The sequence below is a fragment of the Streptomyces sp. QH1-20 genome (assembly GCF_041283565.1).
Classification (GTDB): Bacteria; Actinomycetota; Actinomycetes; order Streptomycetales; family Streptomycetaceae; genus Streptomyces; species Streptomyces syringius.
This window is the reverse complement of the sequence record NZ_CP166299.1, coordinates 4,373,134-4,400,094: the sequence shown is the minus strand read 5'-3', so window position 1 is coordinate 4,400,094 and position 26,961 is coordinate 4,373,134. Positions and strand designations below refer to the sequence as shown.

Here is a 26,961-nt window from a genome sequence, read left to right as displayed (position 1 = left end):
ATCCTGGTGATCTTCGCGGCCCGGCGTGTCTCCCCCACCCGCCGGCCCCGCACTTCTCGCTGCTCGCTACTCGTGAACATGGCCCTCATACCCCCGTACCACGGCACTGTCCAAGCGGAGTTGACCCCTCGACCGCCCACCTCCCATGACGGGGCCCGGCGGTGACGGGAAATCAACCTAGCAACATCCGCAGGATGTTTGCCCTAATGTGACGCACGTCATTTGATCCATTCCGCAACGTCCGGAACGATGGCACGTTTCCAGTCGGAGCGGCCAAATCCGTACGTATTACGGACAGGTAACGGTGGGTTACATCGAGCGCCCACGGACAGTTGTTGCGCACTCGCGAGGCCGCGTCTACGGTTGCTTTCGGGTACGGGGGCAACCATGGCCGGGGGACACGGCGTCATGGATCGAGACGGGGGAAGACGGCTCGATCCCGCAAGACGCAGGCGCACCTTCGATAATTCACTCGCGTAAGTCGCCAGCCTCCGTGCAACCTTCTGTGCGGCCCGGAAACGGGCGCCCGCCGCTGCGGGCTGGACACTCTGGAGCATCGATGTATCACGGGGCAGCAACGCAGTTACTCGGCGCCACGACCGGTGCCGATTGGGTCGACGACACCTTACTGAGCGGCTCCGCGGACGACGTCTGCCTCGTCCTCGACCGCGAGATCGACCGCGGCACCCTCCGCCGCGCCGTGCGTGACTGCGAAGTGTCCCTCAGCCAGGCCGGATTGAGGGCCGGCGGCACCGCCGCCGTGCGGCTGCCGCCCTCGCTGGCGTACGTGGTCCACCTCCTCGCCGTATGGCGGCTCGGCGCCCAGGCGGTGCTGCTGGACCACCGGCTCACCGTCCCCGAGACCGATCGCGCGCTGGACACCGCGGCGCCCCAACTCCTCATCTCCACCACGAAGTCCGGCGGCGCGCTGCGCGGCTTCCACCAGGTGGACGTGGACCTCACGCCCTACCCGGGCCGCCCCGCCGCGACCGGGCACATGCTTCTCCAGCTCAGCTCCGGGACGACCGGCCCGTCGAAGGCCATCGGCCGCACGGCCGCGAGCCTGACCGCCGAGCTCGACAGCTACGCACGGATCGACGGCATGCCGGGCCCCGGCGGACGACTGATCGCGCTCACCTCGCTCACCCACACCTACGGCCTCATCGGCGGCCTGCTGCACAGCCTCCACAACAACGTCCGCTTCACCCTCCCGGCCCGCACCACTCCCGCCGGGGTCATGGACACCGTCCTCGCGCACTCCGGGCCGACCATGCTCATGGGCGTGCCCGCGCAGTTCACCCTGCTGGGGTCGGTGGCCGAGCCGCCGCGCATGCCCCAGCTCGTCCAGGCACTGTCGGGCGGCGGCCGGACCCGCCCGGAGCTCGCCGCCACCTTCGCCGACCGGTTCGACGCCCCGCTCGGCGACTGCTACGGCATGACCGAGACGGGCGTCATCGCCACCGACATGAGCGGCGCGATGCGCCCGGCGACCGGCTGGGCCGCCCCGGGGGTGCGCGTCCGGGTCGACGAGGGCGAACTCCTCGTCGCCACACCGGAATCCCCCTACCTCAGCGACCACATCGGCGACCAGCCGTCGGGCCGCTGGGCCGACGGTTGGCTGCGCACCCGCGACGCCGGAGAGATGGACGACGTCACCGGCCTGATCACCGTGCGCGGCCGGCTCGACTCCCAGGTCTCCGTCCGGGGGCTGAAGGTCGACCTGAGCGAGGTCGAGGACGCCCTCACCGCCCTGCCGGGCGTGCGGGAGGCGGTCGTCCTGTACCGGGACGGGATCAACGCCTACGTGGAGCTGGAGGCGGAAGCCGCGACCACGCTCGACGGGATCGAGGAAGCGCTCGGCGGGCAGCTCGCCGACTTCAAGCTGCCGCGCCGCTGGTACGTCATGCCGAAGCTGCCCCGGACGGCGACGGGCAAGCCACTGCACGACCAGGACGCCCTGCGGGCAGCCGCGGAGCGGGACGGGTACACGCGATGAATCACACGGGGGGCAAGGCGTGTTCGGGGGGATGCAAGACCTTAGGTGTCACGGGGGCACGGCGTCGGGTCGGGGCCCGTCAGCACGACCGGCGCGCCTGTCACGGCGGGTCCGGCGGCGGCGACGGCCAGCAGGTACCCGCCGGGTACCCGGCGGGCGGCCGTACTCATCCCCGGATCGCCCGGCACGGGCGCCAGCAAGGTCCGGTCGAGGCGTCGCGGGCCGGCGTCCGACCACGACAAACCCGCCGGGTACGGCACGACGCGGCGCAGACCGCCGTCCGATAGCCCGAGGCCGCGCACCTTCCCGATGGCCTCCTTGTGGGTCCACAGCCACAGGAAGGCGGCGGGCTGCTCCTCGGCCGCCCGCTCCGCGAGCCACCGGGCCTCGGCCGCCGAGAACCAGCGGCGGCCCAGCGCCACGGCCGGCAGCGGCCGCAGGCGTTCCACGTCCACTCCCACCGGGCCCAGCCGGCTCAGCGCCACCGCCACCACACCGGGGCAATGGCTGACGCTCACGTGCAGCCCCTCGGCCGCACCGCCCAGCCGGGGACGGCCCCCGGGCTCCCGCCCGATCCGTATCTCCCCGGGCGGCACCCGCAGGGCGTCCGCCGCCGCCTCCCGCACCAGCGGGGCGCTGACCGGCCGCCGCTCCCGGCTGTGCGTCAGCCGGACGACGACCGCACGGCCCGGGCCGACCGGCTCCGGGGCACCCGACACGACCTCACTCATGCGTCACCCACACGTCAACACCCATAAGTCAGGAGTCAACCAAGTGAGCACCGAAACCCGCGAATTCGTCCTGGACGTGCTGCGCGAGCTGAACTACGAGGTCGACGGCGTCACCGACGCGACCCCGCTCGGCGACGAGGGCCTGGAGCTGGAGTCGCTCACCCTCGCCGAGGTCACGATGCGGCTGGAGGAGAAGTACGACGTCCAGTTCACCGACGAGGAGCTGGAGGGCTTGGCCAAGGTGACCCTCGGCGACTTCGTCTCCCAGATAGTGGACCGCGCGAGCGCGGGTCAGAGCCGATGACCACCGCACCCGCCCTGACCAAGGAACTGCTGGTCGAGATCCTCGCCGAGTACGGGGAGCGGGAGGCCGACGACATCGCCGAGCGCGTCGACTCGCTGGAGCTGGCGTGGCTCGTCCACTCGCTGGAGGAGCGGTACGGCCTGGAGCTGGACCTCGACGACCTCCAGCTCGCCCGGATGACGACGCTGGACGCGACGCTGGCCGTCCTCGGCGAGGTTCTCCCCTCGCCGGAGAACGGTCCGGGCGACGGAACCGGGACAGGGGGTGAGGGGAGTGACCGTAAGGAAGCACAGCCCGCGTAAACCCGTTGTCGTCACCGGGCTTTCCGTGACCACGGCCTTCGGGCACGGTCTCGAAGCGCTGCGGCAGGGCCTCGCCGCCGGGCAGCCGGCCTTCGGGCCGGTCACCCGCTTCGACGTGAGCAAGCGGCGCGTGGACCGGGCCGCCACCCTGCCCGGCGACCCGAACCTCATCGACGGCATCACCGACGCGGTCACCCAGGCGATCGGCCAGGCCGGTCTGGGGGCCGATACGACCGCCCGCACGCCCCTGCTCTTCGCCCGGCACGCCGACCAGGCGCCGCCCAGGCTGGAGCTGCCCGAGCACCACGCCCAGGCGCAGCACACCAGCGGCACCGAGATCGCCGAGCAGTGCGGGCTGCGCGACGCGACCCGTACGTACACCAACGCCTGTGTCGCGGCGAGCACCGCGATCGCGGACGCCGCCGCCCTGATCTCGGCGGGACGCGAGGAGCGGGTCGTGGTGGCGGCGGGCTATTTCGTCGACGCCGACGCCTACGCGCTCTTCGACGCCGGCCGGGCCCTGGCGGCGGACGGGCACCTGCGCTCGTTCAGCCAGGACCGCAAGGGGCTGCTGCTCGGCGACGGCCTGGGCGCGGTGGTCCTGGAGTCCGCCGAGGCGGCGGCCGCCCGGGGAGCCACCCCGATCGCGGGGCTCCTGGGCTGGGGACGGGCCGGGGACGCGTTCCACGTGTGCCAGCCGCACCCCGAGGGGCTCGGCATGGCCGCCGCCATCGGGGCGGCGCTCGGCCGCGCGGAGCTGCCCCCCGACGGCATCGACTACATCAACGCGCACGGCACCGGCACCCCCCTCAACGACTCCGCCGAGACGGCCGCGATCCTGCGGGCGTTCGGCGAGACGGCCCGGAAGGTGCCGGTCAGCTCCACCAAGTCGCTGCACGGCCACACCCTGGAGGCCTCCGGGGTCGTCGAGTTCGCGGTGTCCGTGCTGACGCTCCAGGAAGGAACCGTCCCCGTGAACGCGGGCTACCTCGGGCCGGACCCGGCCTGTGAGCTGAACCTGGTGCTGGACGCCCCCCAGCGGGTGGCGCCCCGTACCGTCCTCTCCCTCAACGCCGCCTTCGGCGGGGCCAACACGGCCTTGGTGCTCGGGGCGGTGGCGGCATGACGGAACTGTCGACAGCAGGGCTCTCGGTCCTGTCCCGGGCCGAGTGGCCGGAGGCCGGGGACGACCCGGTCAAGGGGCCGCCGAAGCTGGCCGGGTTCGTGGTGTCGTCGTTCGCCCCGCTGGCCGCCGAGGCCGCCGAGCGCTGCCTCCGGCGCGCCTACGGCGAGCCGCCCGCGCAGCCCGGACGGGAGCGGCGCACGGCCGTACTCGTCGTGAGCAAGGCCGGTGACACCGCCACCGACCGGGCCGTCGCCAAGGCCGTGGACGCCGGGCGGTCCGTCCAGCCGCTGCTGTTCTTCCAGTCGGTGCCCAACGCCGTGATCGGTTACGTGGCCAAGCGCTGGGGCCTGGTGGGCCCCGTGGTGTGCCTCAGCCCGGCGGGCGACCCCGAACAGGAGGCGCTGGCGACGGCCGACCTGCTCCTGCTGGACGACGCGGCCGACGACGCGCTGATCGTGCTGCTGGAACTGGCGTCGGAGGACGGCGCGCACGACACGGCCACGGCCCTGCTGGTCGGACCGGACACAGGCAACGAGGTGGAAGCGTGAGTGACGACGGCAAGGAGGCCCCGGACAGGACCCCGGGCCTCAAGAGCGTCCCGGACCTCTCCGAGAACGAACTGACGGCGGCACTGCGGCAGTTCTGGTGGCTGCACGACGCCCGCTGGTACCAGGGCGTGAAGAAGCGCTTCGGACAGGAGGTCGCCAACGAGATCAACGCCGAGGCGCTGCGTTTCGTCGGCCGTCGCGTCGGCACCTGGTACGCGAAGACGCACGGCGTACCGGACGGCTCCTCGCCCGCCGAGCTGGCGGCGGCGGTGGCGGGCCTGACCGGCACGATGATGAACGAGCAGATGATGCGCAGCCACGTCCAGGAGATCGGCGAGGAGAGCCTGGAGACGGTCGTCACCGAGTTCTTCGCGCTGCGGATGCTCAAGGCCGCCCGCTCCCTGGACGGCTATGAATGCCCCTGCCTGGACATGCGGGGCGGCTGGTTCGAGGGCCTCGGGGTGAAGGTCGAGGAGACCACCGTGGAATGCATGCGCACCGGGGGCAGCGCGTGCCGGTTCCACACGGAGGTCCGCAGAGAGGCGCACACCGAGACGTCGACGGACGTCTCGACGCAGGTAGCAGCACAGGTTTCAGCGGAGCTTCCCGCAGAACAGGCGAGTTGACGCGTTCCGGCCCACCGGGCCGGGACGCGAGGTACAGGTCAAGAAAGGTTGCAAGAGTTCCATGTCCGGTTCGGATGCCGCCGCCCAGTTAGTCCCCCCGGAGACCACCACCGCCCCACCACCGGACACCGGACAGGACGCCGCCTACGCGCGCGGCGGGCTGACGCTGCTCATGGCGTGCGGCGCGACGTTCGTCGCGTTCCTCGATGTCTCGGTCACCTACGTCGCGTTCCCCAGCCTGCACAAGAGCTTCCCCGACGCCTCCCTGTCGGCGCTCTCCTGGGTGGTCAGCAGCTACACCGTCGTCTTCGCCGCCGTCCTCGCGCCCGCCGGGCGGCTGGCCGACGTCATGGGGCGGCGGGCACTGTTCCTGTGGTCCGTCGCCGGATTCACCCTGGCCTCCGGTCTGTGCGCGATCGCGCCCACCGTGGAGTTCCTGGTCGGCATGCGGGTGCTCCAGGGCATCTCGGCCGCCGGGATGATCCCGTCCGCGCTGAGCCTGGTGCTGTCCTCGCGCCCGCCGGAGCGCCGGTCGAGCGCCATCGGCCTGTGGGGCGCCAGCAGCTCGGCCGCGGCGGCCGTCGGCCCGCCGCTGGGCGGCCTGCTGGTCGACAGCTTCGGCTGGCCGTCGGTGTTCCTGATCAACTTGCCGCTGGGTGTGGTGCTGGTCGTGGCGTCGTACCGGATTCTGCCGCCCCGGACGGGACCGGCCGGCCGGATGCCCGACCTGATCGGCACCCTCGCGGTGGCGCTCGGCGTGGGCGGCGTGGTCGCCGCCCTGACGGAGGGCAGCAGCTGGGGCTGGACCTCGCCCGCGTTCCTCGGGGCGCTGCTGGGCGGTGCGGTGCTGTTGGCCCTGGCGCTCCAGCGCTCCCGCCGCCACCCGGCGCCGGCCGTGGAGATCTCGCTGTGGCGCAGCCGTAAGTTCCGGGTCGCCAACATCGCGTTCGTGCTGTTCGGCGGCTCGATGTACTGCTGGCTGCTGGCCGCGCCGCTGTTCGCCACCGAGATCTGGGGCTATTCGGAGGTGGAGGCCGGGCTGGCGCTGGCGCCCGGCGCGGTGATGTCCGTGATCGCCTCGGTGCTGGCGGGCCGCTACGCCCGCGCCCACCAGCGGGTGGCGGTCGTCGTGGGCGGCATCCTGTTCGCCGTCCAGTGCGGGATCTGGATGATCGGCCTGGAATCGAAGCCGGACTTCCTGGTGATCTGGCTGCCCGCCACCCTGATCGGCGGTGTCGGCATCGGCGCGGTGATGACCGGCCTGTCCAGCGCCTCGGCCACCGCCCTGCCGCCCCGCCTGTTCGCGGCGGGCGCGGGCCTGGCGACGACGGCGCGGCAAGTGGGCGCGGCCCTGGGCACGGCGGCCTTCGCGGCGCTCATGGCCGTGCTGGGCGGCGAGAGCGGCAAGACCCTCGACGGCTTCCGGCAGGTGTTCGTGATGTGCACGGTCCTCGCGGCCCTGGCGGCCGTGGCGGCGCTGTGGCTGACGGACCCGAAGCGGGAAGCGGAGCACTGATTCGCAACGGAGGAGTGGACGAGATGAAGAGCGACGACCCGAAGCTGCCGGACGGTGTCACGGACGGTGTGACGGCAGGCATCCCGAACGGCATCCCGGACGGGGTTCCGGATCACGACGAGAACGACCCGGCGGAGCACGCGGTCATCGTCCGCCTGGCGGGCAACTGGCACCGCCGGGCGGCGGTGAAGCGCGAGGAACCCGAGCTGGACGAGCTGTTCGACGTCGACAGGCTCGACTACCCCGAGCGCATACTGCCCTTCCGCGAGCACCCCACGTATCTGGCCCTGGACCCCGAGGAGCGCTCCCGGCTGCTCAGCTGGGCGTGGGTCGCCTACAACCGCACGACGGTGCTGCTGGAGGGCCAGGTCGTCAACCCGGCCTTCCAACTGGCCCTGGACGGCTGGTTCCCCAGCCTGGGCGGCGAGAAGCTGCAGCGCTCGGTGGCCCAGGCGATGGTCGACGAGCAGTACCACACCCTCATGCACATGAACGCGAGCGCGGTCACCCGTCGTCGGCGCCGGGAGGCGTTCCCGGACGCCGCGCTGCCCCTGCCCCGCGTCGCCCGCGAACACGCGCGGTTGCGCGACTCCTGGCCGGAGCAGTGGCAGCGCTCGCTGACCACCCTGGGCTTCGCGACGGTCGCGGAGATCTCCATCAACGCGTATCTGAACCTGATCGCGGACGACACGGAGATACAGCCGGTCAACAGCGCCACCGTCCGCATACACAACCGCGACGAGTACTGCCACGCGTCGATATCCACCGTCCTCGCCGAGCAGGTCTACGGCGATCTGGACGAGAAGGGCCGTCGGTTCTTCCTGGACTCCCTGGTCGCGGGGCTGGACGGCTTCGTGGCCAACGACTTCGCCACCTGGCACCGGATCATGGACCAGACCGGCCTGCCGGGCGGCCACGAGATGCTCCACGACATCGAGAACGCCACGGGCAAGCGGCCGCTGATCCACGACTACAGCGGGCTGCGGGGCCTGGCGGAGCGGCTGGGCGTGGAGGACGACCTGGAGTTCGACTGGTCGCGGACGATCACGGATTCGGAGCCGGCACCACTGACGTAGTGGGAGCGGAACGAAAGCGAAAGGAACCCCATGGAACAGCGGGAACCCCGCACGGTGCTGATCACCGGCGGCAACCGGGGCATCGGCGCGGCGACAGCCCGGGCCTTCGTGGCCCTGGGCGACCGGGTCGCGGTCACCCACCGCGGCAGTGAGACCCCCGAGGGCACGTTCGGCGTCGAGTGCGACGTCACCGACACGGCGTCCGTGGACAAGGCGTTCACCACGGTGGAGCGGGAGTTGGGCCCGGTCGGAGTGCTGGTGTCGAACGCGGGGATGACCGCGGACGGCCTTCTGATCCGCATGAAGGAGGAACAGTTCCTGCGCGTCCTCGACACCAACCTCGCGGGCGCCTGGCGCTGTTCGAAGCGCGCCGTCCCCCAGATGCTGCGGCAGCGGGGCGGCCGCATCATCCTGATCTCCTCGGTCGCGGGCCTCCTCGGCAGCGCGGGCCAGACCAACTACGCCTCCAGCAAGGCGGGCCTGGTGGGCCTGGCCCGCTCCCTCACCCGCGAGTACGGCGCCCGCAACATCGCCGCGAACGTGGTGGCCCCCGGCCTCATCGAGACGGACATGACCGCCGGCCTCTCCGAGGCCCACCTCGCCGAACAGCGCGCACAGATCCCGCTCGGCCGCACGGCCACCGCCGACGAGGTCAGCGGCGCGGTGACCTGGCTGGCGAGCGACGCGGCCGCGTATGTGGCGGGCGCGGTGATCCCGGTGGACGGAGGGCTGGGGATGGGCCACTGAGCACCGCGCCCTTGCGCTACTCCCCGGTGAGCACCCTGACCGGCGACCCGCCGAGATAGGCGTTGACGGCCTCGACGGAATCGCCGTACACGAGCGTGAAGTTGTCGCCGGTCACATAGCCGATGTGCGGGGTCAGCACGGTGTTGGGGGCATCGAGCAGCCGGTGCCCGGCGGGGAGCGGCTCCTCCTCGTACACATCGAGCCCCGCACCGGCTATCCAGCCCTCGCCGAGGGCCTTGATCAACGCGGCCTCGTCGACGATCTGCGCGCGAGAGGTGTTGACCAGGAACGCGGTGCGCCGCATCCGCCGCAGATCGTCCTCGGCGACGAGCCCGGTTGTCGACTCCGACAGCCGCAGATGCACGCTGACGACGTCGGAAGAGGAGAACAGCTCCTCCTTACCGACGGCCCGCACCCCAACGGCTTTCGCCCGCTCGTCGGTCATATGAGGACTCCAGGCAACAACGTCCATCCCGAACGCGGCCCCCACAGCGGCAACCCGCGTCCCGAGCTTCCCCAACCCGACCACCCCGAGCGTCCCCCCGGCGAGCGCGGTCCCGACCCCACTCTGCCAACTCCCGCTCCGCAACCCGGCATCCTGCGCCCCGGCCCGACGGCTCAGCTCCAGAATCAACGCCCAGGTCAGCTCGGCCGCCGGGAACGGCGTCATACGCGTCCCACTCACCACAACACCGTGCCGCGCGGCGGCGTCAAGATCGATCGCGGCATTGTGCATCCCGGCGGTCACCAGCAGCTTCAACCGCGGAAGCCGGGCAAGCACCTCCGCGGTGAAAGCCGTCCGCTCGCGCATGGCCACCACGGCGTCGTAGTCCGCGAGCCGCTCGACCACGGCGGCCGGCTCGTCGAGATGATCGGAGAAGAACCGCACGTCAGCCCCGTCGGGCAGCCCCTCCCAGCAGGGAAGAGCGGCGGCGGCGCTGTTGTAGTCGTCGATGACGGCGATACGCATAACGAAGATCCCCTGTTCGAACGATCCGACGTCGGCGCCGCGTATGGGCCCGGAGATCATTCTGACGCCGCCGAATAACAATAACTTTGTTAAACTCCTCACATGGCTGATACCCCCGTCCCCGGCGAAGGCCCCATCCGGCCGGTGTCCGTCTCCCTCCACGAGGGCACCATCGCAGCCCTCAAGGAGCGCACCGGCAGGCGTGGCATGTCCGCGTACGTCGAAGCCCTCATCCAGCGCCAACTGGAGCGCGACCGACTGCGCGAGCTGATCGAGGCCGCCGAAGCGGAGCACGGCCCGGTCGACCCGGCCGCGGTCGAGGCGAAGCGGGCCATCCTGCGCGGTGAAGCACGCAACTCGGCAGACGCCGCGTGAGCGGCACGCTCGTCCTCGACTGCGAAGGGCTGTCCAAGCTCGTACAGCGCTCCCCCGAACTCTCCGAGTGGCTGTCCGCAGCCGAGGCAGAGGACATTCGCGTAGTCATCAGCTCCGTCACGCTCGTGGAAGCGCGCGACCCGAGGGTGAACCAGGCGCAATTCGACTACGCCGTCTCACGCGTGACCATCATCCCGCCCACAGAAGCCATCGCCCGGCACGCGAGCAAACTCCTCGCCGCGGCGGGCCTGCACGGCCACAAGTACGCACTCGACTCAATCGTGGCGGCCACCGCGCTGGCTTCGCCGACCCCGGTCACCGTGCTGACCTCCGACCCGGAGGACCTCCTGATGCTGTGCGGCCCGGGCGTCCACGTCATCGAGGTCTGATCGTGATCAGCACCACCAAGCTGGTCAATCAAGGCGCCAAGGCCGCAGCGCACATGCTTGAGGGCCCAGCCCAACGCAAGCTCCTCGCCTTCGCTGAAGTTCTCGCCGGAAAATGCCACCGGCTGGAGTGCGCTTCTCCTGCGGAACGGGCGCTCCAGAGGCATGCGCCAGCTCGTCTGCCATGGACTACAGGGCTGGACGACTCCGTCTGAGGCTCTTCAACGTCCAGACCGCCGCCGCGACGATGGTGGCCCAACCATTCGGCTAAACGCATTCGTTGACGCGCTCATAGGCACAGCTGGGACAGCTCCGGGCGGTCTGCTCCCGTAGCCAAACCCTGCGATCGAGTGGATCAGCGAGGACACCGCGCGGGCAAGCATGCCGCCATGAACAGCCACTCTCGTCACACAGTCCAACTTCCGCCCAGAGTCTCCGAACAGGCGCCCCGCCAATCGGTCCAGGAAGTGGCAACTGTGGAACACGACAGACTAAGGCACGTGCGTTGACCGCCGGTGCAGTTCTACCGCCCAACGTCATGCCGGGTGCCTGGCCCGACGTGAGCAAGGCCGGTGTCAACGGCCCGCACTACCTAGATCGTTGACACGGCTGCCGAGGGCCCAGTCGGCAGCGCCCGCCAAGGAGAACGGGCGACGCTCCAGGGTCTAGCTGCGAGTGCACGTCGAGAAAGCCACCTCATCCACCAGCACGAAGGAACTTCGGAGACGCTCTTGAACACCACGGTCCAGCACGAGGCTCCAACAACGACGCCTGCCGTCACGGAACAGCGCAACCTCGGCAGGCTGGCGGACACCGTCCTCGGCGCCCTCACCGTGGCTGGCCTCCCGACCGAGGCCATCGGCCAAGCCCGCGAAATGCTCATCCGGGGCATGGTCCAAGGCACCTGGGCCGAGGCCGTCCGCGACATGGGGAACGACAGCCTCATCTCCGTCGTCGACTCCCTCGAGGCCATCGTCGACCGCGTGTACCGGCACCAGTCGCTCAAGCCCCTCATCAACGCAGCCCGCATGGTCGACGAGGTCCTGGCCGCCGAGCCGGGCCACTTCCCGTGGTGCAAGCCCGGCGAATGCGTCACCCAGTATTACGACGACGGCGATACGTACATCGAGCACACCGGACCCAGCATCACGATGGCGGTCCCCAAGGACATGGAGGTCGGACACAACGAACTACTGCGCGCTGTTCTCGGCGCTGATGAAGGCTGCTCCGGTGATCCGCTTGTCTCCATCAACTCGGGTGGCAACGGTGTCCTCCTCGACCCGGGTGAGCTCGACGACGTGATCGAAGACTTCGCCGACTTCCTCTACGGCCTCCGCTCCATGAGGGCGCGTATGACCACTGAGCGGGCGGACGTGCCGGTATGACGACCACCTCTCACAGCCCCGAGGTCACCCGCGCACTCAGACAGTTGAAGGACGCCAGGAGTGAAGCCGTCGCCCGCGGCGCCTCTTCGACCGCTTATGTGCGCATGCTCGACGAGATCGCCGAACTCGTCATCAACACCGGCAACCCCGCCGAGGTCGGCGCATTGGTGCTGGACGTCCTAGCCAAGGCCAGGGCGAACAAGAGCGCGGAACCGTGCTCCGTCTACCCGTGGTGCGCTGAGCGCGGTGACCACGACGACCACATCGGCGCCGTGCACACCATCACCGCTGCCAACGGTGACGAACTCATCTGCGCGCACCTGCTGCACCTCGCAGGCACCAAGCCGCTCATCGGCCTGGAGGGCGCCGACCTGAACGCGGACGAGGCCCGAGTGAAGGCGAGGGAACTCCGGACGCTCGCCGACGGGATCGTCGTGATGGCCGACGCGTTGGACGCCATCACGACGGCTCACTCGTGACCACCTTCACCCAGGAGCACCTGCGCCGAGCATCGGGCTCCTTGGGCACGTCTGCCTTACCGGCCCGAGCGTTGATGCGCAGAAGCCCGCAGGGCGGCAGGAAGGCGAAAGTCAAGAGAAGGGTAAACGGAAGCCCGCAAAGCAAGCCCGGCGGCGCGCGGGGAAGCTCGGGCCGGGGTTCGCGCAATGCCAGGGGCGGCCTGAGCGGCGGCCCCAAAGATCGCGGACAAGCAAAAGCCCCAGGTCACGGCGAGTGAGTCCTGGGGCTTCCACAGAGCCGCCTTCGGGATTCGAACCCGAGACCTACGCATTACGAGCTCAAGAGCGTTCGTGATGTGGGGTGCCGGTCGGTACCGGCAAGTGACAGAACATGCAGGTCAGAGTGCTTCCCTGCTTGTCCAAGTGTCAGCCGGTGCCGACCGCTCCGGAGCAGTCCGGCCACACAATGGCCACACCAAACGGATGCGCCGAGCGTCTCGGGATGCCGAGCGGGACCAACCTCAGCAGAGGGAAGGGTCGCACGTATACGTACGTGCGCCCCTTCCCTCCTGTCACTCCTGACTGCCGCCAGGGTCCTCCCCGGGCGCCCGCGGGCCTGTGGAGCCACCTCGGGGAATGAGGCCGTTCAAGGCCGTTTCGAGGGCGGTTGCGCCGACCTTAGTGATGTGTCGATCGTCGACCGCGAGGTCGAGGTCGTCGGCGGTTGCACGCAGGACGACGGGGGTTCCGTCATCGAGTCGAGTGCGGGTGACTGTGATCACGGGGCCCCCTCTGCCTGCTGGAGACCCGTGGAACGCGTCGTCAGTTCCACGTGGAGTCCAGCGGCACGGGAACCGACCGGGCGGTCTCCTCCGTCGACGGGACAGGAGGGGTTGACGGGTCGACGGCGGTCGTCGCGCTGGCAAGGGTCGGCGTGGGCGGGATGTAGCCCCATGTGGAGTCGGCCTGATTTGCGCGCGTGGGGGTCTGATCAGTGGATATGGCGGTGGTCGAGAGCCCGGTGACGATGCCCGCGGCGATCAGGAGGGCAGCTACATTTCGCCGGACATTCCGAACCTTGGCCACAATCTGCCCCTCTCTGAGACATGCGCGTATCGCATGTGTGTACGAAAGCTGTTCACTACCCGTTACCCTGCTTGCTCCGAGAGTCAAGATCAAGCGACCGCCCGGTTCGTAAATACGCAGTTCTAAGACACGAAGGATCAAGGGACGCAAGGAGCCACGTATGGCTGGGGAGTACAGCCCATCGTCCGAGCCCGCACCGGTGCTGCCGGTGGAGGCTCGGGAGGTGTACCAGCGGATCATCAAGTGCGAGCGTGTGCCCGAGGGCACCGCCGGCCTTGGTTTACTGCTGGACCTCGGGCTGATCACTCCCGATCCGGGAGAGCCGGGCGCCTACGTGATCACGGACCTGCGGCGGGCCGAGACCCTCCTGCGTTCCCGCGCCGAAGGGCAGATCGAGCAGGCCCTCGCCCACATGTCAGGCATACCGGCTCTGTTCGACGAGCTATCCGCCGAGCTGCGCCGTCACGGCAAAGCGCGAGGCGGGGCGGCATCCGAGTTCCTTGATCACGTGGACCTCGTCAATGAGCGGATCGCGCAAGCCATCGTCAGGGCCGAGAGCGAGCTGCTGACATCACAGCCGGGGCCCCGCAGTCGGACGTTGCTGTCGAAAAGCGTTGATCGTGACATGGCGGCGCTTGAGCGCGGGGTAGCCATGCGCACCCTGTACCACGCGAGCGCGCGGGCGAATCCCGCTACGCGAGAGTGGGCACAGATGATGACCGCGCGCGGTGCGCGGGTCCGCACACTCGCCTCCCCTTTTCTCCGCTTTGTCCTGGTGGACAGATCCAGCGCAGTCATCCAGGACTACGCCGACGGACGCGACGCACAGCAGGGGGCATGGCTCGTAAGGGATCACGCTTTGTGCGGGTTCATCGGTGAAGTATTCGATCAGTATTGGACGCGCGCGGACGAGTGGCTTGATGCGCCCACGGGCGACACGGTGACGACCGAAGTTCAGCGAACCATCCTGCGCGACCTGTGCGCCGGCCGGGATCAGGCGCAGATCGCGACACGCCTGGGGGTCAGCGTCCGCACCATCACTGCGCATCTGGCCGATCTGCGCAACCGACTGGAACTGCGGACGCTCCATCAGGTCATCTACTGGTGGGCGACCTCAGAGGAACGGAAGCTCAGTTAGTCCTGGGCGCAGCATCTCTGCGCCCGCCGCACGAGGACGCCCTACTGACCCTTCTCTGCCCCCCTCTCTCCCGCAGCCCATTTGGTGAGCAGGTCCTGCACTCGCGGCATGTCTCCAGCAGTCAGGCCCGGCACATGGGCCATGACGACTGTGGCTTCGGCGGTGCTGGCGCCGATGGGGTCGCCGGCCATTAGGCCGATGTACTGCTGCGCTGCCGCCACCTGCGCATCACGCGCGGGTAGGCCGACTGCGGCTGCTACGGCGCGCACGAGTTGGGGTGAGATTTTGACCTGCTCTCCGTGGCCGATTTTCCAGAGCGTGGAGTGCGACGCCCGGTAGCCGGTGCGCGGGTCGACGGCTCGGTCCGCCAACTGCCTATAGGACTGAGCGTCCGCGGCGTCGCGGACCATGTCGGCAAGCGGAGTGCCTGACTCCGAATCCCACATCTCATCTCCGTTCTCGGTCAGAAACACATACAGAGTCTCATTCAATCAGCAGTCATTCCCCTCGCCTACCCCGCACTTGCCCCGCAAATGCCCGTTGACGTGCACACCTACGGGATCTAGCGTGATCGCTGTTCCGAAACAGAAACGTGCATCTCGGACACACCGCCTGCGGTCTGGGGTGCACCTGTTTCAGTACACATACAGCGAAGGGGGAGGGAATGAACCGCGACGACAGCGACAACGACTTCCACGCAGGTGGTGAGCAGCACACCGAGTGGCCGCTGCCAATCGACGAACAAGTGACCCTGGTCGCAAGGCGGTTGGCTCCCCGCATCCATCGATCTCGCGTCGATCTCGCCGAACGGCGTGCGGCATGAGGAGTCACGTGGATGTCGATTTCGTTGGTCCGCCGCCTCAGCGGCGCCACACCAAGCACGTCCGAATAGCCGGCGTATTGCGAGCGCACCCAACCATGTGGGGCGTGGTGCAGAGGTCGACGTCCCTGCCCCGCGCCACGTCGGCCGCGCAGGCGATCCGCAGCGCCCGGTTACCCGCGTACGAGCCGGCCGGGTCGTACGAGGCCGTGGCTCGCACGGTCACCGAGGGCGGAGTCGTCGAGTTCCGCGTCTACGCCCGGTACGTCGGGGCTTAGTCATGACCCTGCCAACGGCGCACCCGGCGCTCGTGACCCCGACCGGGGTGGTCGTCGCCCCGCCGGGCCTCGACCGCAAGCAGTGGCTCGCCGCCCGCCGCGCAGGGGTTGGTGGTTCAGGCACTGCCGGCATTCTCGGGATGAGCAGGTGCACGTCGCCTCTGGCGCTGTACCTCGGCGTCCGTTGAGCCTCGACGCCACGGATTGGGTATGGACCCAGTCCGCCGCCCGGGGCACCGCTCTGACGGTACTGCTCGCCATCGCTGACAAGGCCGGGGCCGACTGCACCGCCTACGCCGGTACCGCGATGCTCATGCAGCGCACCCGAGCCGCCCGCTCAACCGTGCGGGCCGCGGTCGACGCGCTGCTCGACTCGGGCGAGCTCGTAGTCGTCGAGAAGGTCACCGGACCCGCAGGCGAAACGGTGTACTGCCTGCCGCTCGCCGTCGGTCATACCCGTACGGAGGGGGCCGGATATCGGCCCGGACTGGTTTCCGGCCCGGGTCGGAAACCGGCCCCAGGGGGCTGGATATCGGCCCGGAGGGGGGCCGGAATCCGGCCCCAGGGGGATCGGAATCCGGCCCCCAGAACAGGAAGAACGAGAGAGAACAGGAAGCACAGCAGCAGCCGCGCGCGACTCGCTCGGCGCTCATACCCGAGCTGCACGCGCTCGGCGACGCGCTCGCCGCCGCCGGTGTCGCAGTCCGCTGGAGTCTCGGCCTCAGTGAGCAGCGCGACGTCTACCGCCTGGTGCAGCAGCACGGCGTCGAGGCTCTCGTCGAGCTCGCCGCCCGCCGTACCACCCTGGGCACCGACGCCAAACCCGCCCGCTACTGGCTCCGCGTGTGGGGCGACCTCGACCGCGCCCCGTCCGCCCGCCCCAGCACGAACGTCGTGCCGCTGCGCTCCCCGAGCCCCGCCACCTATACCGACAACCTCGCCGCTGGCCTCGCGCTGCTGCGCTCCCAGAAGGAAGGCACCCCGTGATCGACGAACACATCGCCGCCCTACTCGCCTACGCCGGCCGCCTCGACTCCCGCGTACGCCGGGCCCTCGCCGACACGCAGCAGTCCGCCCGCACTATCGCGGATTGGACGACCGCCCTCGCCGAAGTGCCCGCCACCCTGCCCGACACCGGTTGGGACGCCTCGCACGCCGTGCGGCGCTATTACGAGCAGCGCGCCGGCGACCGTAGCGCGCAGTTCCGCGCCGTCGAGCCGCACGACGTCATCGCAGCATGGGCACCCCACCGGGCCGAGCTCATGAACCGCCACACCGACCCCCTGCCGACCGCCGACCCGGACAACCCGGCGGCATGGCGCGAGGAACTGCTCGGCGCGCGCGCCGCCGTCGCCCACGGGCGCACACCGCCCGCGCAGTACCGCGCCGAGATCAACCGCCCCGGGCAGAAACGTCTCTCCGCCCTCACGTCCTGCGTGGGGCACGGTGCGCGGCAGTACATGCCCCCGCATATCGCGCGTGAACTCGCCGACTACCGGCCGGCCCGTGCACATCGCGAGGCCCTCGTCGCCGAGGGAGTCCCGGACCCGCTCAGCGTTCAGTGCCCCTACTGCCGCGCTGACGTCAAACAGGCGTGCCGCGGCGGTTATCGCCCCCGCGGGAAAGGCCGACGTGCACTGAGCGGCGTCCACCCGTCGCGCCTCGAAGCCCTGATCGCCCAGCCCGGCCGCACACCGGAGGAGCAGGAAGAGGCGCAGATACGCCTCGCCCGCCTCATGTGCCAGCCACCCGCCCCGCGCGAGACCCGCGCCCGCCATACCACCGGAGGCCACCGGTGATCCCGCCCGCCGCTCGCGCTGTCATCGCCGCCCACCTCACGGACGAGCTGGGTGTGCTCCCCCACCGTGCCACCCACACGACCGCAGCACTCGCTGACCGCCTCGCCGCCGAGGGCTGGCACATCACCACCACGCCCCCCGCGCGACCGGTCGCGCCTCGCGCGCGGGAGACCCGGCGCGCTCGGCGCTTCCTCGATCACCTGCTTGCCCGCCGTACCCGGAAGAACGGAGAGACCCCGTGACCGTCCCGCCCCGTCGCCACGTAACCCAGACCCGCGCCGAGCGTGCCCTGCCCCTGCCCGCGCCGCTCAACGCCGTAGCCGAGTTGCTCGACACCGTGCGGGGCGAGCTGCTCGCCGATCGCCGCCCCGAGAGCGACGCCGAGCTGCGCATCGACGGCACCGCGCTCGTCGTGTCCTACCTCCTGCCCGGGAACAAGGTCGACGAGCCGCGTGCCCGGGTGGTGGGGTTCCAGTGAGCCGCCGCGCCCGCGCCGTCGACCGTGAGCTCGCCCGTGCCCGCCGCCGCGAGATCCTCGCCGTTCTGCTGTCCCGCGCCGAGCGGCTGCTGCCCGCCGAGGCAGAGCTGCTGCGCGCCATGGTCGACACCGAGATAGCCGACGGCGATCAGGCACGGCGCAGCCTCGGCGGGCAGTCCGCCGCCGTGCGCCGCTTGCAGAACCGGGTCGAGGCGGCCGAGCAAGCCATCGTCGAGGCCGAGGCCGACGCCCGCCGTGCCGAGCAGGCACTCGCCGACCGCGAACCGCTCGCCCTCATGCCCGTCCAGTCCTGCCGCATCTGCGGTGCCGGATACACCCTCGGGCGCCCCTGCCCCACGTGCGCGTACCGCGCCCGCGCCGCCGGCCTCACTCCCGAGCAGGAGCACCACCGATGACCTACTCCGCCGCCGTGCACGAGACCGTCGCCGCCCTGCGCACCATCCGTGAACACTGGGCCGAGCTGCTGCTCGCGATCGAGACCCCGCCCACCGACGCATGGCCCCCGCGGCAGCTCGCCCACACCATGCGCGTCGACGACGAGCTGCTTGTCGAGGACCGGTCCCCGCTCGTCCTGCGTGAGCACCCCGCCCCGCTCAACGTGACCGCGCTCGACGCCGGCCTCGACATCGAGCGGCAGATGTTCGACCTCGCGGACACCCTCGCCGGCGCCGTCCAGCATGCCGCCCCCGGTGACCCACGCCGGTGGGACTACCGCAGCCCCACCTCGCCCGGCAGCAGGACGCACGGCCTGCACTGGGCGTGCGTGTGGATCGAGGGCCGTCTGCTCGACGAGGACACCGAGCCCGAGCAGCTCGCCGACGGGGCCCTCGCCCCGGCCCCGTTCGACGTCCTGCCCCCGCACCTCCTGCACGAGGCCCGGCGCGGCGTCCGGGCATGCGAGGGGCGGCTGCTGCGCACGCTGGGCCTCGACGCGCGCACCACCCCGGTGTCCGACCGGCCGTGCCCGTGGTGCGAGGGCGAACTGACCCTGCACACCGGACCCGCTCAGACGCCCACGGTGACCTGCTCGACCGGACCGTCGTGCACGGCCCCTGCCACCTTCGACGAGCACGGCCGGCGGATGTGGAGGTGGGCGGACCTCCCCGGTCTCGTTGCCGCACTCGACGCAGCCGAGAAGCGCAGGGCATTGAACTGTCCAGCGGCTTAGTGAAGTTGGAGCCGCTCTCCCCTCGCAGCCCAACCCTGTAATCGTTACAGTAATCATTACTGCATCGATTGCAGGGCCGGCCCTCACCCGGCATTCGCCAGCGACGGGAAGAGACCCCATGCGCTACGCCACAACCACCACGGAAAGCACCGAGCTTCACCGCCAGGACCGCGGGAAAACGAGCACCCATTGCGGCATGGAGGCGCCGTACGACACCGACGCGGACGCGGCAACCTTCGGCCTCATGGTCGGCACCCTCACGGCCTGCCCCGACTGCGAGCCCGCAGACCCCCGCCCGGCCGATCGCGACCACGGCCACCCGGCGCAGAAGGCCGACGGCGCGGACATGCGGCCGGCCATCCCCAGCGATACCCCCGCGGGTCCCATTTCGGCGAGCCTTGGCACCACGGCCGAACCGATCACGGAACTGTCCGCCCCCTGGGCGGCGGTCGTTTGCCGCCGACGCCGGCGCCTTAACTACCGTGAAGCCTGACGCGCCGGCTGAACGCCCGGCGTACTGATCATCAGCGGGTCGGCCGGAGTCCACTCTGGCCGGCCCGCCTTACCGGGATGGAAGATGCCGCAATGGGTGACGCCGAGCCGCTGCTGCTGACCTATGAAGACGCCGTCCGCATCCGTCGTGAGGTCAAGCTGCTTGAGGCGCAGCTCGGGCGCATCATCACGGACGCCCGCGCCAACCGGTCCGCGGCGGAGATGGCTCGCGATCTGCAGCTGACCGAGGGTCGCGTTTACCAGATCTTGCGCGAGCATCGATCGGACGCAGCGGAGAAGTGAGCGCCCCGGCGGCCTCACACCGCCGGGGCCCGGCCGCCGGGGAAGAGACCCCCGAGCGCCCGCCGCACACCCTACGCACATCGCCTGCAATCCCCTCTTGCGCCGTTACCGATTCGTGATCTAGAGTTGGAGGCGCTTCCGGCGTGCCCGGATTCATCCATCAACTTCGCAGCCCCGCCATGGCACCGCATGGTGGGGCTTCTTTATGTCCGCCGGGAGGTGACGCATGCCGACCAGCCCCCTGGCCCTCTTCCCCGACGATGGCGCCGCCGTCCCGGCGACCCTTGGACCGCTGCCAGGCATCCATCCGTTTTCCATTCTTCGAACCGACCTCGGCCCGTGGCGCGAGCGCCGCCGGGCGTGGAACGACCTCGGCATGTCCAGCCAAGCCGGCCGCGAGCACGTCACGACGTACGCGCGTGAGGGCTCTGAGTTCGGCAAAACGCATATGGCCTCGATCAACGGTGGGCTGTCCACCTTCGATCCGGTCCTGTCCGAAGTTTCGTACGAGTGGTACTGCCCCGACGGTGGCGCAATCCTCGATCCCTTCGCCGGCGGTAGTGTTCGCGGCCTCGTCGCGGGCAACGGCGGATACCGGTACACCGGCATTGACCTTTCGCCGGTGCAGGTGGATGCCAACGAGGAGCAGGCCGCCGTGTGGCGGGAGCGTGACCTGCTTGCAGCCCAGCCGCGGTGGATACTCGGTGATGCGGCCGATGTCCTGCCCGAGCTTCCGTCGGCGAGCTACGACTATGTGTTCACCTGTCCGCCGTACCACAACCTGGAGCGCTACTCCGATCACCCCGCGGACCTGTCCGCGATGCGGTGGAAGGAGTTCGCTGCCGTCTATCGCGAGATCACCGCCGAGTCGGTGCGCTGCCTGGCTGAGGACCGCTTTGCTACCTGGGTCGTCGGTGAGGTCCGCAACTCCACCGGTGCCCTGCGCAACCTGATCTCCTTGACCATTGCGGCCCATGAGGACGCCGGCGCCCGCCACTACAACGACGCCGTACTGATGAACACCCTGGGCACCGTGCCTCTGCGGCTCGGCCAGCAGTGGCGCGCAAGCCGGAAGATGGGGCGCCATCATCAGTACGTGCTGACCTTCGTCAAGGGTGATCCGAAGCGCGCTACCGCGCACCTTGCTGAACGCCAGTCCTCATGAACGGGTCCGACCTACTCACACGAGCACTGGCCACCCCGAACTTCGTGCCGGCTGTGACGCCGGTGGAGGAGCACGACGGAGTACTCGTCAAGCGGGACGATGCATGGTGCCGCGGTGGTGCCTCCGGCGCGAAGGCAAGGGCCCTTTTCACTGTGGCGGCTGACAGCGCCGGCATCATCAGCGCAGGCGCTCGCATCAGTCCCCAGCTCGAACGCGCCGCCCTAGTTGCCCGCCACCTTGGCATCCCGGCCCGCCTCCACACGGGGCACGGCAGCGACACCGCCGAGACCGCCTTGGCAGCAGCCGCTGGCGCTGTACTGATTCGGTACCGCCCGGCCCGCATGTCCGTGATACGCGCCCGGTACCGCGCGAACGCCGCGGAGCTTGAGCAACTGGGCTGGGCATGCGTGCCGTTCGCCATGGAACACCCCACCTACCTAGCCCAGGTGGCCGAGCAAGCGGTACACCTGCCGTCGCGTGGCATCGAGCGCATTGTCGTTCCGGTCGGATCCGGGATCACCCTCGCCGCGGTCCTGCGCGGACTCACGACCGCCGGCCTTACGCTGCCCGTCCTCGGCGTTCGTGTCGGCGGCGACGCCGCACCCCATCTCGACCGCTACGCCCCGGATTGGCAGGCCCGTGCCACGTTGGTGACCAGCCCGTCACCGTACGCAAGTACGGTGCCGAACAAGCTTGGCGCACTGTCCCTCGACCCGCATTACGAGGCAAAGGCGCTGCCCTACCTCCGGCCCGGTGACCTGCTGTGGACGGTGGGCGTACGCGCTTCGGCACTGACAGAACCTCCGTGCCCTTCACTGCCAGCGCCGGGCCCGAGGCAGGTGCGTAGTCAAAGGCGATCGTGACGGGGGCACAGCGCGCTCGCCCCGGCGCTTCCCCTCGCGGAGGTCTGCATGACCGCCAGGAGGTGACGCCGTGGCCGAGCCGATCCGCGAAGGGGACCGCGAACAGGTTCGACGGCTGCACGCCGGCGGGAAGAGCCGCAACGCAATCGCCCGGACGATCGGGCGCAGCGCATCGACCGTAAGCAAGATCGCCGCCCAGGAGGGGCTGGCGTTCAGCGGGGGCGCCCGTGTCGCCGCGGCGACCGAGTCGCGACGGGCTGATGCAGCCGCGCGGCGTGTGCTGCTCGCCGACGAGTCCCTCGACGGTGCCCTGCGGCAGGTCGAGCGGGTCGGCGGTGCCGAGTCGGCACGCGATGCCCGCGATCACGCCACTGCCGCCCGCGCCCTGACTGAGGTGCACGCCCGAGTCGCCGAGCTCGCTCGTCAGGGCGGCGCCGGCAGCACGGGCGGTTCGATGCTCGACCGCCTCGCCGATGCCCTGCTCGGGTCGGCTGGAGGTGACGGCGAGGGGGTGTGATGACCGCGCCCCTGCCTCTCTCTGAGAAACAGCTCGGGTCGATCCGGCAGGCGACTGCCCGTATCAACCTGTGGCACGGCTCCGTCCGCAGCGGGAAGACGATCGCTTCCCTGCTGGCATTCCTTCTGGCTGTGCGCCGCGCACCGGCTTCGGGCCTGATCGTCATCTGCGGGCGCAGCTTGCAGACGATCGAGCGGAACATCGTCGAACCCCTCCAAGATTCCGCACTGTTCGGCGATGTCGCCGCCGAGGTCCGGCATACCCGCGGGGCAACCACGGCGACGATTCTCGGGCGCGTTGTCCACCTGATCGGCGCGAGTGACGCGCGGGCCGAGGGCCGTCTGCGAGGGCTGACGGCCGCGCTCGCGTACGTCGACGAGGTCACCCTGCTGCCCGAAGCGTTCTTCGTGCAGCTTCTCGCGCGCCTGAGCGTTCCCGGCGCGCGGCTGCTCGGGACGACGAACCCGGACTCGCCGAGGCACTGGGTCAAGGTCGGCTACCTCGACCGCGCCAACGAACTCGACCTCGCACACTGGCACTTCAAGCTCTCCGACAACCCCGCGCTGTCTGGGGCGTACGTCGCCGCGCTGTCCGCCGAGTACACCGGCCTGTGGCGCCGGCGGATGATCCTCGGTGAATGGGTCGTGGCCGAGGGCGCCATCTACGACATGTACGACCACGTGCAGCACGTCGTCGACGAGCTGCCCGTGATGCGCCGCTACTGGGTGGGCATCGACTACGGCACGACGAATCCTTTCGCCGCAGTGTTGCTCGGCCTCGGCGACGACGACCGTCTGTACGCGTGCGCGGAGTGGCGCTATGACTCGCGTGCCCGGCACCGGCAGATGACGGATGCCCAGTACAGCGCGGCTGTGCGCGGGTGGCTCGACGAGCTCAGGGTCGAGGCCGAGTGGACGTTCGTCGACCCGAGCGCGGCGAGCTACTCGGCGCAGCTCTGGGCCGATGGTCACCCCGGCGTTGCCCGTGCCGACAACTCCGTGCTGGACGGCATCAGGTCCGTGTCGAACGCGCTCGACGCCGGCCTGCTGTACGTCCACAGCTCGTGCGAGGGGCTGCTCGACGAGCTGCCCGGCTACGCATGGTCAGAAGAGGCCGCCGCCCGGGGCGAGGACCGACCGATCAAGGCGAACGATCACAGCGTCGACGCTCTGCGGTACGCCGTGCACTCCACCGCGAACGAGTGGCGTCACCTGCTCGCCGTTGCCGCCTAGCCCCTTCCGCCTCTGCCCCGGCCGGCTGCTGTCAGGCGCCCCGGGGCCTTGCCAGGCCGAGGGGGTGGTGCGCGTGCGTGCTGCGTGGGTCGACCGATTCCTCGCCCGGGTCACCGACACCCCGGCCGGCTGCTGGCAGTGGACCGGCTACCTCATGCCCAATGGATACGCCCGCATCACCATCGACGGCCAGCGGCAGTACGCGCACCGCGTTGCGTTCGAGGCTTTCGTCGCCCCGATCCCCGACGGGCTCGTGATCGACCACCTGTGCCGCAACCGGGGGTGTGTGAACCCCTCCCACTTGGAATGCGTCACGCAGCGGATCAACGTGCTCCGGGGCGAGTCGCACGCCGCGGCCCGCGCGCGGCAGACCGAGTGTCTGCGGGGCCATCGGTTCGACGCCGCGAACACGTATATAGCGGGCAACGGCACCCGCAAGTGCCGACGCTGCCGGACGGTCGCGCGGGAGCGCACTCGCCGCAGAAAGGGGGTGAACTGTGCCTCTGCCTGACGGCAACGCCCCGTGGCCGCCGCCGCAGCTCGCCCCGCTCCATCGCGAGATGCGCATTGATGACGCCTGGTACTCCGGTGATCACGAGCGGCTCGCCGCCGTTTACCGGGACCAGCCGCACCGCGAGGACGGCCGGCGCCGTCTGTGGGGGCGCCACCGTGACCAGCGGCCCGGCCGACGCGACGGCCGCATGCACATCCCTCTCGCTGGCGACATCGCCACCACGAGCGCGGACCTGCTTTTCACCGAGCCTCCGGTGTTCACCGTCGAGGACACCGCCACGCAGGACCGGCTCGACGAGCTCGTCGAGGCCGGTTTGGCGAAAACGCTGCTGGAAGCGGCCGAGGTCGCCTCGGCCCTGGGTGGTGTCTACCTGCGGGTGACGTGGGATGCCTCTCTGGCGCCGCGCCCACTGCTCACCACCGTGCACGCCGACGCCGCCGTGCCCGACTTCCGATGGGGCGTTCTCACCGGCGTCACGTTCTGGCACGAGCTCGCCTCGGACACCGCGACCGTGTGGCGTCACCTCGAACGGCACGAACCGGGGCACGTCCTGCACGGCCTCTACCAGGGCACGCCGGACCGGCTCGGAACCCGCGTGCCGCTCACCGAGCACCCCGAGGTCACCGCCCTCGCCGATTCACTCGGCCCCCAGGGCGACACGATCGAAACCGGAATCCCGGCACTCACCGCCGCGTACATCCCCAACGTCGGGCCCAACCGGCGCCACCGCGGTTCCTCGCTCGGGCGCTCCGACTACGGCGCCCCTCTGTATGACCTCATGGACGCGCTCGACGAGGCGTGGACCTCATGGATGCGGGATATCAGGCTCGGCCGTGCGCGGCTGATCGTCCCGGATGGCTATCTGCGTGATCACGGCCCCGGCCGTGGGGCCAGCTTCGATGCCGACCGGGAGATCTGGCAGTCCCTGAACATCCCGCCGACGGAGAACGGGGCCGGCATCACACTCTCCCAGTTCGCGATCCGGGTCGAGGAGCACACGCGCACGACCGACGCCATCGTTCAGCAGGCGGTGCGCAGCGCCGGCTACAGCGTCCAGTCGTTCGGGCTGGGCGACTCGGCCGCCGTCACCGCAACCGAGATCAACGCCCGCGAGCGCCGGAGCATGACCACACGGAAGAAGAAGGCCCGGTATTGGCTGCCGGCGCTGCCCGACATGCTGCACGTCCTGCTCATGCTCGACCGGCGCCTGTTCACCCCCAATTTGGCCCCGGAGCGGCCCCGGGTCGAGTTCGGCACGGCCGTGAGCGAGGAACCGTCCTCCGTCGCGCAGACGCTCGTCCTGCTCTCTCAGGCTGAGGCGATCAGCACCGACACCAAAGTGCGGCGACTGCATCCCGAGTGGGACGAGACAGCCGTGCGCGAAGAGGTCGACCGCATCCTCGCCGAGACCGGTGCCGCAGTGCCCGATCCCATGCAGACGGGGCAGCTCGTCTAGCTGCTGACCGGCCACCCGCTGAACTTGTCGCCGTCCTCGTAAACGAGTGCCATGCCGCCGGCCTCGACCAGGGCGCACAGGTCGTGATCGGGCTTCTCAGGAAGCAGCACGACGAGGTGTTCCGGCTTGGGGTTGATGTGCCGGCCGTAGTCGATGAGTTGCCCTATCGCCATACGGATGGCGTTCCGGCTGATGTTGCCCTTGATCTCGTACAACACGTTGTCGGTCGCGTCGAACAGGTCCGTGAAGAAGGTGGAGTTCAGCCCCTCTACTCGGATCTTGACGCGCTCGACGCTGTGGCCCTGTCCCGTGAGGAAGGCGAGGAATCGGTCGCTCAGCTCTGCTTCGCGCCGCTTGACCTCGACAGCCTCGGTCGGCTTACGCGTGATCTTCTTTCCGCTGTTCGCCTCCGGCTTGATGGCCTCACTCGATGTCACCTTGGCCGGCTTGAGCTCAAGTGCAGCGAGCGCCGGATCGTTGATCGGCATCGCGGGCACCTTGGTGGTGATCGTTTCATCGGCGACCGGAACGAAGTCCTCGGGAGCCTGCTCGACCCCGGCCACGGGCCGCAGTCGGAAGACGTAGACCCACCGCATTTCCTTGACCGAGTCGAGCACCTGCCTCATGACAAAGGGCTCGTCCTGGTCGAGCGTGAACTCTCCGACGTACCGGTGCGTCCGGGCGCCGGACGTGCCGCCGTCGACGTACCCGACCGCGATGAACAGCCGCAGCGCGCGTCCCTCTTCTACGTGGCGGAGCAAGGAACCGTTGTTACCGCTGAGCGTCTGGTCGCCGAGCGTCCCCTGCCCGGTGTACTCAAAGATCGGCCCCGACTGGTCTTCCTCGGCAAGCCAACCGTCCTGATAGCCAAAGTCCTTGGCGCTCTCGTGGTCGGTGTACAAGAGGATGTTGTCGGTCGTGCGTGACGGGATGATCCCGCCCTGCAAGCCGCCGCCAAAGATCTCTTTCAGCTCCGCACGCGTCTTCACGTCGCCGGGCTTGATCTGCACAGGGGTCATGGGCCAACGGTACCGACGCCCACTGACAACCCGTGCCGTCCAAGGCTGGGGGATGACACGCCCGCA

33 protein-coding genes are annotated in these 26,961 nt (G+C 69.8%); 29 read left to right on the top strand and 4 right to left on the bottom strand.

Annotation, left to right across the window (positions count from 1 at the left end):
* Window positions 1-559: 559 nt before the first annotated feature.
* A complete protein-coding gene (locus tag AB8O64_RS19935; RefSeq protein ID WP_370420406.1) occupies window positions 560-1,996 on the top strand; it encodes a class I adenylate-forming enzyme family protein in 1,437 nt (478 codons plus the stop codon).
* Between the two features lie 41 nt (window positions 1,997-2,037).
* On the opposite strand, the gene AB8O64_RS19930 is transcribed toward AB8O64_RS19935, so the two are convergent.
* The gene (locus AB8O64_RS19930; protein WP_370420404.1) at window positions 2,038-2,727 is read right to left on the bottom strand and encodes a 4'-phosphopantetheinyl transferase superfamily protein; all 690 of its coding nucleotides are present in this window, start codon (window positions 2,725-2,727) and stop codon (window positions 2,038-2,040) included.
* A 43-nt stretch (window positions 2,728-2,770) separates the two neighbouring features.
* On the opposite strand from AB8O64_RS19930, the gene AB8O64_RS19925 reads away from it, so the two are divergent.
* From AB8O64_RS19925 to fabG, 8 genes are all read left to right on the top strand, one after another.
* Entirely contained in the window at window positions 2,771-3,031 is a 261-nt protein-coding gene (locus AB8O64_RS19925) for an acyl carrier protein (RefSeq protein ID WP_370420402.1), read from the top strand.
* Window positions 3,028-3,333 carry an acyl carrier protein gene (locus AB8O64_RS19920; RefSeq protein ID WP_370420400.1) on the top strand — a complete coding sequence of 102 codons (306 nt, stop codon included), beginning with the start codon at window positions 3,028-3,030 and terminating at the stop codon, window positions 3,331-3,333. The genes AB8O64_RS19925 and AB8O64_RS19920 overlap by 4 nt, the downstream gene beginning before the upstream one ends.
* A gap of 25 nt (window positions 3,334-3,358) precedes the next feature.
* The gene (locus AB8O64_RS19915; RefSeq protein ID WP_370420398.1) at window positions 3,359-4,459 is read left to right on the top strand and encodes a beta-ketoacyl synthase; all 1,101 of its coding nucleotides are present in this window, start codon (window positions 3,359-3,361) and stop codon (window positions 4,457-4,459) included.
* Window positions 4,456-5,007: a hypothetical protein gene (locus AB8O64_RS19910; RefSeq protein WP_370420396.1), complete on the top strand. Its 552-nt coding sequence runs from the start codon at window positions 4,456-4,458 to the stop codon at window positions 5,005-5,007. Before AB8O64_RS19915 ends, AB8O64_RS19910 begins: the two co-directional genes overlap by 4 nt.
* Entirely contained in the window at window positions 5,004-5,633 is a 630-nt protein-coding gene (locus AB8O64_RS19905) for a hypothetical protein (RefSeq protein WP_370420394.1), read from the top strand. Before AB8O64_RS19910 ends, AB8O64_RS19905 begins: the two co-directional genes overlap by 4 nt.
* 61 nt (window positions 5,634-5,694) lie before the next feature.
* Window positions 5,695-7,149: a DHA2 family efflux MFS transporter permease subunit gene (locus AB8O64_RS19900; RefSeq protein ID WP_370420392.1), complete on the top strand. Its 1,455-nt coding sequence runs from the start codon at window positions 5,695-5,697 to the stop codon at window positions 7,147-7,149.
* A gap of 23 nt (window positions 7,150-7,172) precedes the next feature.
* Entirely contained in the window at window positions 7,173-8,225 is a 1,053-nt protein-coding gene (locus AB8O64_RS19895; protein ID WP_370420390.1) for a diiron oxygenase, read from the top strand.
* A 30-nt stretch (window positions 8,226-8,255) separates the two neighbouring features.
* A complete protein-coding gene (fabG, locus tag AB8O64_RS19890) occupies window positions 8,256-8,972 on the top strand; it encodes a 3-oxoacyl-ACP reductase FabG (RefSeq protein ID WP_370420388.1) in 717 nt (238 codons plus the stop codon).
* Window positions 8,973-8,988: 16 nt separating this feature from the next.
* Here fabG and AB8O64_RS19885 read toward each other — a convergent pair whose 3' ends face one another.
* On the bottom strand, window positions 8,989-9,942 hold the full coding sequence (locus tag AB8O64_RS19885) for a D-2-hydroxyacid dehydrogenase family protein (RefSeq protein WP_370420387.1): 954 nt from the start codon (window positions 9,940-9,942) through the stop codon (window positions 8,989-8,991).
* Window positions 9,943-10,044: 102 nt separating this feature from the next.
* Between AB8O64_RS19885 and AB8O64_RS19880 the strand changes: the two genes are divergently transcribed.
* The 5 genes from AB8O64_RS19880 (at window position 10,045) to AB8O64_RS19860 (ending at window position 14,770) form a co-directional block, all read left to right on the top strand.
* On the top strand, window positions 10,045-10,317 hold the full coding sequence (locus AB8O64_RS19880; RefSeq protein ID WP_370420385.1) for a hypothetical protein: 273 nt from the start codon (window positions 10,045-10,047) through the stop codon (window positions 10,315-10,317).
* Complete coding sequence (locus AB8O64_RS19875; RefSeq protein ID WP_370420383.1) at window positions 10,314-10,706, top strand: type II toxin-antitoxin system VapC family toxin; 393 nt, start codon at window positions 10,314-10,316, stop codon at window positions 10,704-10,706. The genes AB8O64_RS19880 and AB8O64_RS19875 overlap by 4 nt, the downstream gene beginning before the upstream one ends.
* Window positions 10,707-11,434: 728 nt before the next feature.
* Window positions 11,435-12,088, top strand: coding sequence for a hypothetical protein (locus AB8O64_RS19870; protein WP_370420382.1), 654 nt, complete (start codon window positions 11,435-11,437; stop codon window positions 12,086-12,088).
* Entirely contained in the window at window positions 12,085-12,567 is a 483-nt protein-coding gene (locus tag AB8O64_RS19865) for a hypothetical protein (RefSeq protein ID WP_370420381.1), read from the top strand. The genes AB8O64_RS19870 and AB8O64_RS19865 overlap by 4 nt, the downstream gene beginning before the upstream one ends.
* 1,225 nt (window positions 12,568-13,792) lie before the next feature.
* On the top strand, window positions 13,793-14,770 hold the full coding sequence (locus AB8O64_RS19860; RefSeq protein ID WP_370420379.1) for a LuxR C-terminal-related transcriptional regulator: 978 nt from the start codon (window positions 13,793-13,795) through the stop codon (window positions 14,768-14,770).
* 41 nt (window positions 14,771-14,811) lie between these two features.
* On the opposite strand, the gene AB8O64_RS19855 is transcribed toward AB8O64_RS19860, so the two are convergent.
* Window positions 14,812-15,243 (bottom strand): hypothetical protein, encoded by a 432-nt coding sequence (locus AB8O64_RS19855; RefSeq protein ID WP_370420378.1) that lies wholly within the window; start codon window positions 15,241-15,243, stop codon window positions 14,812-14,814.
* Between the two features lie 191 nt (window positions 15,244-15,434).
* On the opposite strand from AB8O64_RS19855, the gene AB8O64_RS19850 reads away from it, so the two are divergent.
* From AB8O64_RS19850 to AB8O64_RS19780, 15 genes are all read left to right on the top strand, one after another.
* A complete protein-coding gene (locus tag AB8O64_RS19850) occupies window positions 15,435-15,593 on the top strand; it encodes a hypothetical protein (RefSeq protein ID WP_370420376.1) in 159 nt (52 codons plus the stop codon).
* A gap of 104 nt (window positions 15,594-15,697) precedes the next feature.
* Window positions 15,698-15,868: a hypothetical protein gene (locus AB8O64_RS19845; protein WP_370420375.1), complete on the top strand. Its 171-nt coding sequence runs from the start codon at window positions 15,698-15,700 to the stop codon at window positions 15,866-15,868.
* Between the two features lie 750 nt (window positions 15,869-16,618).
* Window positions 16,619-16,855: a hypothetical protein gene (locus tag AB8O64_RS19840; RefSeq protein WP_370420373.1), complete on the top strand. Its 237-nt coding sequence runs from the start codon at window positions 16,619-16,621 to the stop codon at window positions 16,853-16,855.
* Entirely contained in the window at window positions 16,852-17,667 is an 816-nt protein-coding gene (locus tag AB8O64_RS19835; protein ID WP_370420371.1) for a hypothetical protein, read from the top strand. Before AB8O64_RS19840 ends, AB8O64_RS19835 begins: the two co-directional genes overlap by 4 nt.
* Window positions 17,668-17,905: 238 nt before the next feature.
* Entirely contained in the window at window positions 17,906-18,145 is a 240-nt protein-coding gene (locus AB8O64_RS19830; RefSeq protein ID WP_370420370.1) for a hypothetical protein, read from the top strand.
* Window positions 18,142-18,561: a hypothetical protein gene (locus tag AB8O64_RS19825; protein WP_370420369.1), complete on the top strand. Its 420-nt coding sequence runs from the start codon at window positions 18,142-18,144 to the stop codon at window positions 18,559-18,561. Before AB8O64_RS19830 ends, AB8O64_RS19825 begins: the two co-directional genes overlap by 4 nt.
* Window positions 18,558-19,334, top strand: a complete 777-nt coding sequence (locus tag AB8O64_RS19820) for a hypothetical protein (protein WP_370420368.1) — start codon at window positions 18,558-18,560, stop codon at window positions 19,332-19,334. Before AB8O64_RS19825 ends, AB8O64_RS19820 begins: the two co-directional genes overlap by 4 nt.
* Window positions 19,335-19,452: 118 nt before the next feature.
* Window positions 19,453-19,827: a hypothetical protein gene (locus tag AB8O64_RS19815; protein WP_370420366.1), complete on the top strand. Its 375-nt coding sequence runs from the start codon at window positions 19,453-19,455 to the stop codon at window positions 19,825-19,827.
* A gap of 92 nt (window positions 19,828-19,919) precedes the next feature.
* Window positions 19,920-20,129 carry a hypothetical protein gene (locus tag AB8O64_RS19810; protein WP_370420364.1) on the top strand — a complete coding sequence of 70 codons (210 nt, stop codon included), beginning with the start codon at window positions 19,920-19,922 and terminating at the stop codon, window positions 20,127-20,129.
* Between the two features lie 226 nt (window positions 20,130-20,355).
* A complete protein-coding gene (locus tag AB8O64_RS19805; RefSeq protein ID WP_370420362.1) occupies window positions 20,356-21,294 on the top strand; it encodes a class I SAM-dependent methyltransferase in 939 nt (312 codons plus the stop codon).
* On the top strand, window positions 21,291-22,157 hold the full coding sequence (locus tag AB8O64_RS19800) for a hypothetical protein (protein WP_370420361.1): 867 nt from the start codon (window positions 21,291-21,293) through the stop codon (window positions 22,155-22,157). Before AB8O64_RS19805 ends, AB8O64_RS19800 begins: the two co-directional genes overlap by 4 nt.
* Before the next feature lie 70 nt (window positions 22,158-22,227).
* Entirely contained in the window at window positions 22,228-22,674 is a 447-nt protein-coding gene (locus AB8O64_RS19795) for a helix-turn-helix domain-containing protein (protein WP_370420359.1), read from the top strand.
* Window positions 22,674-23,906 carry a PBSX family phage terminase large subunit gene (locus AB8O64_RS19790; RefSeq protein WP_370420358.1) on the top strand — a complete coding sequence of 411 codons (1,233 nt, stop codon included), beginning with the start codon at window positions 22,674-22,676 and terminating at the stop codon, window positions 23,904-23,906. Before AB8O64_RS19795 ends, AB8O64_RS19790 begins: the two co-directional genes overlap by 1 nt.
* Before the next feature lie 73 nt (window positions 23,907-23,979).
* On the top strand, window positions 23,980-24,417 hold the full coding sequence (locus AB8O64_RS19785; RefSeq protein WP_370420357.1) for an HNH endonuclease signature motif containing protein: 438 nt from the start codon (window positions 23,980-23,982) through the stop codon (window positions 24,415-24,417).
* Window positions 24,404-25,876 carry a phage portal protein gene (locus tag AB8O64_RS19780; protein ID WP_370420355.1) on the top strand — a complete coding sequence of 491 codons (1,473 nt, stop codon included), beginning with the start codon at window positions 24,404-24,406 and terminating at the stop codon, window positions 25,874-25,876. The genes AB8O64_RS19785 and AB8O64_RS19780 overlap by 14 nt, the downstream gene beginning before the upstream one ends.
* On the opposite strand, the gene AB8O64_RS19775 is transcribed toward AB8O64_RS19780, so the two are convergent.
* The gene (locus AB8O64_RS19775) at window positions 25,873-26,895 is read right to left on the bottom strand and encodes a hypothetical protein (RefSeq protein WP_370420353.1); all 1,023 of its coding nucleotides are present in this window, start codon (window positions 26,893-26,895) and stop codon (window positions 25,873-25,875) included. The genes AB8O64_RS19780 and AB8O64_RS19775 overlap by 4 nt on opposite strands.
* Window positions 26,896-26,961 lie beyond the last annotated feature (66 nt).

What these genes read in the sequence shown, in the direction of transcription:
- AB8O64_RS19935 (WP_370420406.1), top strand. Translation starts at nt 560, where the DNA reads ATGTATCACGGGGCAGCAACGCAGTTACTCGGCGCCACGACCGGTGCC.
- AB8O64_RS19930 (WP_370420404.1), bottom strand. Translation starts at nt 2,727, where the DNA reads ATGAGTGAGGTCGTGTCGGGTGCCCCGGAGCCGGTCGGCCCGGGCCGT.
- AB8O64_RS19920 (WP_370420400.1), top strand. Translation starts at nt 3,028, where the DNA reads ATGACCACCGCACCCGCCCTGACCAAGGAACTGCTGGTCGAGATCCTC.
- AB8O64_RS19910 (WP_370420396.1), top strand. Translation starts at nt 4,456, where the DNA reads ATGACGGAACTGTCGACAGCAGGGCTCTCGGTCCTGTCCCGGGCCGAG.
- AB8O64_RS19900 (WP_370420392.1), top strand. Translation starts at nt 5,695, where the DNA reads ATGTCCGGTTCGGATGCCGCCGCCCAGTTAGTCCCCCCGGAGACCACC.
- AB8O64_RS19895 (WP_370420390.1), top strand. Translation starts at nt 7,173, where the DNA reads ATGAAGAGCGACGACCCGAAGCTGCCGGACGGTGTCACGGACGGTGTG.
- fabG (WP_370420388.1), top strand. Translation starts at nt 8,256, where the DNA reads ATGGAACAGCGGGAACCCCGCACGGTGCTGATCACCGGCGGCAACCGG.
- AB8O64_RS19885 (WP_370420387.1), bottom strand. Translation starts at nt 9,942, where the DNA reads ATGCGTATCGCCGTCATCGACGACTACAACAGCGCCGCCGCCGCTCTT.
- AB8O64_RS19880 (WP_370420385.1), top strand. Translation starts at nt 10,045, where the DNA reads ATGGCTGATACCCCCGTCCCCGGCGAAGGCCCCATCCGGCCGGTGTCC.
- AB8O64_RS19865 (WP_370420381.1), top strand. Translation starts at nt 12,085, where the DNA reads ATGACGACCACCTCTCACAGCCCCGAGGTCACCCGCGCACTCAGACAG.
- AB8O64_RS19860 (WP_370420379.1), top strand. Translation starts at nt 13,793, where the DNA reads ATGGCTGGGGAGTACAGCCCATCGTCCGAGCCCGCACCGGTGCTGCCG.
- AB8O64_RS19850 (WP_370420376.1), top strand. Translation starts at nt 15,435, where the DNA reads ATGAACCGCGACGACAGCGACAACGACTTCCACGCAGGTGGTGAGCAG.
- AB8O64_RS19820 (WP_370420368.1), top strand. Translation starts at nt 18,558, where the DNA reads ATGACCTACTCCGCCGCCGTGCACGAGACCGTCGCCGCCCTGCGCACC.
- AB8O64_RS19815 (WP_370420366.1), top strand. Translation starts at nt 19,453, where the DNA reads ATGCGCTACGCCACAACCACCACGGAAAGCACCGAGCTTCACCGCCAG.
- AB8O64_RS19810 (WP_370420364.1), top strand. Translation starts at nt 19,920, where the DNA reads ATGGGTGACGCCGAGCCGCTGCTGCTGACCTATGAAGACGCCGTCCGC.
- AB8O64_RS19805 (WP_370420362.1), top strand. Translation starts at nt 20,356, where the DNA reads ATGCCGACCAGCCCCCTGGCCCTCTTCCCCGACGATGGCGCCGCCGTC.
- AB8O64_RS19800 (WP_370420361.1), top strand. Translation starts at nt 21,291, where the DNA reads ATGAACGGGTCCGACCTACTCACACGAGCACTGGCCACCCCGAACTTC.
- AB8O64_RS19790 (WP_370420358.1), top strand. Translation starts at nt 22,674, where the DNA reads ATGACCGCGCCCCTGCCTCTCTCTGAGAAACAGCTCGGGTCGATCCGG.
- AB8O64_RS19775 (WP_370420353.1), bottom strand. Translation starts at nt 26,895, where the DNA reads ATGACCCCTGTGCAGATCAAGCCCGGCGACGTGAAGACGCGTGCGGAG.